This is a genomic window from Paenirhodobacter sp. (genome assembly GCF_050177655.1).
Lineage (GTDB): Bacteria > Pseudomonadota > Alphaproteobacteria > Rhodobacterales > Rhodobacteraceae > Rhodobacter.
Genome location: NZ_JBFXGV010000085.1, coordinates 1 through 5,335, shown reverse-complemented (window position 1 = coordinate 5,335; position 5,335 = coordinate 1). Strand labels below are relative to the sequence as shown.

The window sequence follows — 5,335 nt, the reverse complement described above, 5'->3', positions numbered from 1 at the left end:
CGACCAATGCCTTCGGCGCGTCGTCGAAAAGCAGATGCGCCTCGTCGAAGAAGAAGACGAATTTCGGCTTGTCGGGGTCGCCCACCTCGGGGAGTTCCTCGAAAAGCTCGGAGAGCAGCCAGAGCAGAAAAGTCGCGTAAAGCCGGGGGCTTGACATCAGCTTGTCGGCGGCGAGCACATTGACCCGGCCGCGCCCGTCGGGCGCCAGCGTCATCATGTCGGCAAGATCGAGCGCCGGCTCGCCGAAGAATTTCGTCGCGCCCTGGTTTTCGAGCACCAGCAGCTGGCGCTGGATCGCCCCCACCGATTGCGGCGCGATATTGCCGTAGCGCAGCGCAAGTTCATCCGCCCGCTCGCCGACATGGGTCAGCATCGCGCGCAGATCGTTGAGATCGAGCAGCGCCAGCCCCTCGCTGTCGGCGAGGTGGAAGGCGATGTTGAGCACCCCCTCCTGCGCATCGGTCAGCTCGAGCAGCCGCGCGAGCAGAAGCGGCCCCATTTCGGAAATCGTCGTGCGCACCGGGTGCCCCTGCTCGCCGAACATGTCCCAGAAGGTGACCGAAAAATCGCGATAGCTCAGATCGTATCCGATCGTCTGCGCGCGTTTCAGGAAGGGTTCGTGCAGCTTGCCGGCCTCCGAACCCGCCATCGCGATGCCGCTCAGATCGCCCTTCACATCGGCCATGAAGACCGGCACGCCCGCGGTGGAAAAGGCCTCGGCCAGAACCTGCAGCGTGACCGTCTTGCCGGTGCCCGTCGCCCCCGCGATCAGCCCGTGGCGGTTGCCGTATTTCAGCAGCATCTGCTGCGGCGTGGCATAGCCCTCGCCGCCGCCGCCCACGAAGATCCCCGCCTCGGTCAGAACACCCGTCATCGCACCCGCGCCTCGTCTGTAACGCCCCGGTCTCCCGGGCAATTTCGCTCGCCGCCACAATACTTAATTAACCATTCCATGCCAGTCTTCATTCATCCCGTTCAAGCCGTTGCGCGGCGGGATACTTCCTCCCTGTCAGACTGGCCGCGCCCTTTGGCGCGGCTTTTTTCTGCCTTAAAACATGTACTTGGCATGTGGATAATTGCCTGTTGACCTGCGAGGAAATCCGAAATAGCGTTCGCGGCAATGACATAGTCGGCTAGGTCCGACAGGGGGAAGACGGGAAGGGTTCCGGCGACGGAACCCTTCTTTCAATTTGATGGATTTCCCCCGGCGCCGCCTCCCTGCCCCCAATCCGCCGCGCCCCCCGCGCCTCACGAAACTGTGGTGCGCTGCGAACCGGGACGCCCCGCCGGCGCGGCTCTTGGCCGATGACAGCGCCGGGGCGGCGTGGTAAGGGAGCGCAGTCCCCGTACAGGATGGAAAGAAAGATGACAGAGCTGACGAAGACCCTCGCAATCGCGCTGGCCCTGGGGCTGACCGCCGCCCCCGCCGCCTTTGCGCAGGACGCCGCCACCCCGGCGCCCGCAGCCGATACCGCCGCACCTGCGGCCGATGCCACTGCCACCCCCGCCGCGCCGGCCGATGCGACCGCGCCCGCCGCCGCCGCCCCGGCCGCGCCCACCCAGGCCGCGCCGGAAGGCCCCGGCACCCCCTATGTCCTGAAGACCGAGGGCGACTGGACGCTGCGCTGCTTCCGCACCGAGGACGGCAACGATCCCTGCGAAGTCTACCAGCTGCTCAAGGATGCGAACGGCAACAATATCGCCGACATCTCGATCGTCTCGCTGCCCGACGGCGGCCAGGCCGTCGCCGGTGCCACGATCATGACGCCGCTCGACACGATGCTGCCGCCCGGCGTCGCGATCAAGATCGACACCGCCGAGGCCAAGGCCTATCCGTTCATGTTCTGCGCCCCTCCGGGCTGCTTCGTGCGCTACGGCATGACCGCGGCCGAGCTCGACTCGCTGAAGAAGGGCAATTCCGCCACCGTCGCCGTGGTGCCGCTGAGCGCGCCGAACCAGAAGGTCGAGGTGAAGATGTCGCTCAAAGGCTTCACCGCCGCCTTCGCGGAACTCGGCAAGACCGGGTCGAAGGCGCCGGCGCAGAACTGATCTTCACGCATCACGTGAAGATCGCCGCGCAAGGCATTGAAAGAAAAAGCGCCGCCCCAAGGGGCGGCGTTTTCAGATCCGGCCCAGAACGAGCACCGCGTTGAGCCCGCCAAAGGCGAAGGCGTTCGAGATCACGGTGTCGACCCGCGCCTCGCGCGCCGCGTTCGGCACCACATCGAGCGCGCAATCGGGATCGGGCGCGGTGAAATTCACCGTCGGCGCGATCACGCCCTCGCGCAGCGCCAGCAGGCAGGCGGCAAGCTCGATCGCCCCGGTCGCGCCGATGCAATGGCCGTGCATCGCCTTCGTCGAGCTGACCGGAACGGAGGCCGCACGCGCGCCAAAAACGGCATGGATCGCCGCCGCCTCGGTGCGGTCGTTCGCCGCCGTGCCGGTGCCATGCGCGTTGATATAGCCGATCGCCTCCGCATCGACGCCCGCGTCGGCGAGCGCGCCGCGCATCGCCCGCGCCGCGCCCTCGACCGAGGGCATGACGATGTCGCCGGCATCCGAGGTCATGCAGAAGCCCTTGATCTCGGCCAGGATTTCGGCGCCGCGCGCCTGCGCACCTTCAAGCGATTCCAGCACATAGACGCCGGCGCCCTCGCCCTGCACCATGCCGTTGCGGCCCAGGCTGAACGGGCGGCAGCCGTCGGGCGACATCACCCGCAGCCCCTCCCAGGCCTTCAGCCCGCCGAAGTTCAGCATCGATTCCGCCCCGCCCGCGAGCATGCCATCGGCCATGCCCGAACGGATCATCTGGAAGGCGAGGCCGATCGCGTGGTTCGAACTCGCACAGGCCGTCGCCACCGAAAAGGCCGGCCCCATCAGCCCCCAATCCATCGTCAGATGCGAGGCGGCGGCATTGTTCATCAGCCGCGGCACGGTGAAGGGATGGACACGGTTCTTGCCCTCGGCAAAGACCGCGCGAAAGGCGTCGTTCACCGTCTGATTGCCGCCGCCCGCGGTGCCGATCACCGCGCCCCAGCGCATCGGATCGCCCGGCACCTGCGCCAGCCCCGCCTGTGCCATCGCCTCGCGCGCGGCGACAAGGGCGAATTGCGTGAACCGGTCGTAAAGCGAGAGTTTCGTGCGATCGAAAAGCGCCTCCGGGTCGAAGCCCTTCACCTGCGCGCCGATCCGCACGCTCAGCCGCTCGACATCGGGAAATTCGAGCGGCCCGATCGCCGTGCGCCCCGAGGCCAGGGCCGCCAGCGTGCCGGGAAAATCGGAGGCGAGCGCGTTGACCGTTCCGGCCCCGGTGATGACGACGCGCCGCATCGGTCAGGCGACCGCCGTCGAGGGCCCGCCGCCGGAGATCAGCCGCTCGACCGCGCGCACGATCGCGCCGACCGAGGAAATGTCGAAATCGGTCTGCGTCGGTTCGTTCGCGTTGAAGGGCACGGTCACGCCGAAGGTCTCCTCGATCGCGAAGATCATCTCGACGAGGCCGAGGCTGTCGAGCCCCAGTTCATCGAGCGTCATTTCGGGGCGCACCTCTGCGGGTTCGAGCACCGCCTCGCGAGCGATGATGGAAATGATCTCATTCTGCACGTCGGGCCTCATCTCTGCCGTTACTTCGCGCCCCCCTTTTCCGTCAGCTTTGCAACAGTTTCGCGAAGCTCGGCCACTTGCGCAAACAATCTCGTCAGGCGGCGGATGTTTTTCCAGGCCTCGACATGGGTTTCCATCTTGATCGCCGGAGAACCGAGCAGCACGCGCCCCGCCGGCGCGTTGGAGAAGATCTTCGTCGCCCCGCCCGCGATCACGTCGTCACCGACGAAGATATTGTCGCTGACGCCGCATTGGCCCGCAAGCACGACGCGATTGCCGATCCGGCTCGACCCGGCGATGCCGACCTGACCGCAAAGCAGGCAATCCTCGCCGACCTGGACGTTGTGGCCGACATGCACGAGGTTGTCGAGTTTCGTTCCGCGCCCGATCGTGGTGGCGCGCACCGTGCCGCGGTCGATCGCGGTATTCGCGCCGATCTCGACATCGTCGCCGATCTCGACCGTGCCGAGGGAGTGGATCCGGGTCCAGTGCTGTTCGCGGATCTCGGCGCGCTGGCCGAGCGTCTCGCGGATTTCCTCGACGCCGGATTTCTCGGGGGTGACGAAGGAGAAGCCGTCCGAGCCGATCACCGCCCCGGGCTGGCAGATGAAACGATCCCCGATCGTGACGCGCGCACCGATCTTTACGCCTTGCAAGACAAGGGCTTGCGCGCCGATCTTCACATGCTCGGAAATCACCACCTGCGCCGCGATCCGGGCGCCCGGGCCGATCACCACACCGCGCCCGATCACCACGAAGGGGCCGATCGCCGCGCCTTCGCCGATCTCGGCCGTGGGGTCGATCACCGCGGTGGGATGAATGCCGGGCGCGATCTCGGGGCCCGGGTCGAAGGCCTTCGAGAGCCCCGCCATCGCCAGCCGCGGCCGTTCGACGAAGATCGCCGCCTTCAGCCCGAGCGCGCGCCAGTCCGCCCCCTCGGCGAGCAGCGCCGCCTGCGCCTGTCCCGCCGCAATCCCGGCCTCGTATTTCGCGCTCATGGCGAGGGCGAGCTGGTGCGGCCCCGCGGCCTGCGGCTCCGCCGCGCCCTCGATCGGCAGGCTGAGTTCGCCCTCGGCGCGCGCGCCAAGCGCCTTCGCAATGGTTTCGACGGTCTGGCCCATGCCCGCTCCTCCGGTCGCCGCGCCCGCAGGGGGCGCCCCAACGACTTAATTCGAGAGCACCGGCAATTCCACCCCCGCCTTTTCCAGCGCGGCAAAGAGCGCGGCATCCCGCCCGTAGACATCCTTGCGATATTCGATCCGGCCGCGCGCATCGGGCCAGGCGGTGAAATAGACCAGATGCACCGGCACCGGGGTCTCGAGCTTCACCGTCGTCTCCCGCCCGCTGCGCAGCACCTTCTGGAAATAGCCCTCGGGGTCGTCCGTCTGCGGCGCCAGCAGCGCATAGGCCAGATCGAAGGGGCGGCCCACGCGGATGCAGCCGTGGCTGAAGGCGCGCACGTCCTTCTGGAACAGCGACTTCGAGGGCGTGTCGTGCAGATAGATGTTGTAGGGGTTCGGGAACAGGAATTTCACCAGGCCAAGCGCATTGCCGTTCGACGGCGGCTGCTTCATCGCGAAGGGGAAGTTCTTCGAATTGTAGGCCGCGAAATTCACCGCCGAGCGCGGCACGGTGCGGCCGCGGCTGTCGACGAGGTTGATATGCGCCGCCGCGTTCGGGTTGCGCTGCATCATCGGCAGGTATTCCTTGAAGGTGTTCGAGCGCGGCACCG

6 protein-coding genes are annotated in these 5,335 nt (G+C 67.2%); 1 reads left to right on the top strand and 5 read right to left on the bottom strand.

Going from position 1 to position 5,335, the window contains the following annotated elements; genetic code table 11:
- On the bottom strand, positions 1-874 hold an 874-nt coding region (locus tag AB7U46_RS17420), incomplete at its 3' end, for a helicase HerA-like domain-containing protein (RefSeq protein ID WP_428338254.1).
- 491 nt (positions 875-1,365) lie between these two features.
- Between AB7U46_RS17420 and AB7U46_RS17415 the strand changes: the two genes are divergently transcribed.
- On the top strand, positions 1,366-2,049 hold the full coding sequence (locus tag AB7U46_RS17415; RefSeq protein WP_428338253.1) for an invasion associated locus B family protein: 684 nt from the start codon (positions 1,366-1,368) through the stop codon (positions 2,047-2,049).
- A 72-nt stretch (positions 2,050-2,121) separates the two neighbouring features.
- Here AB7U46_RS17415 and AB7U46_RS17410 read toward each other — a convergent pair whose 3' ends face one another.
- The 4 genes from AB7U46_RS17410 to AB7U46_RS17395 form a co-directional block, all read right to left on the bottom strand.
- Positions 2,122-3,330 (bottom strand): beta-ketoacyl-[acyl-carrier-protein] synthase family protein, encoded by a 1,209-nt coding sequence (locus tag AB7U46_RS17410; protein ID WP_428338252.1) that lies wholly within the window; start codon positions 3,328-3,330, stop codon positions 2,122-2,124.
- A gap of 3 nt (positions 3,331-3,333) precedes the next feature.
- Positions 3,334-3,615 (bottom strand): acyl carrier protein, encoded by a 282-nt coding sequence (locus AB7U46_RS17405; RefSeq protein WP_428338251.1) that lies wholly within the window; start codon positions 3,613-3,615, stop codon positions 3,334-3,336.
- An 8-nt stretch (positions 3,616-3,623) separates the two neighbouring features.
- The gene (locus AB7U46_RS17400) at positions 3,624-4,724 is read right to left on the bottom strand and encodes a UDP-3-O-(3-hydroxymyristoyl)glucosamine N-acyltransferase (RefSeq protein WP_428338250.1); all 1,101 of its coding nucleotides are present in this window, start codon (positions 4,722-4,724) and stop codon (positions 3,624-3,626) included.
- 45 nt (positions 4,725-4,769) lie between these two features.
- Positions 4,770-5,335 (bottom strand): L,D-transpeptidase family protein (locus AB7U46_RS17395; protein ID WP_428338249.1); only part of this gene is annotated, 566 nt, incomplete at its 5' end.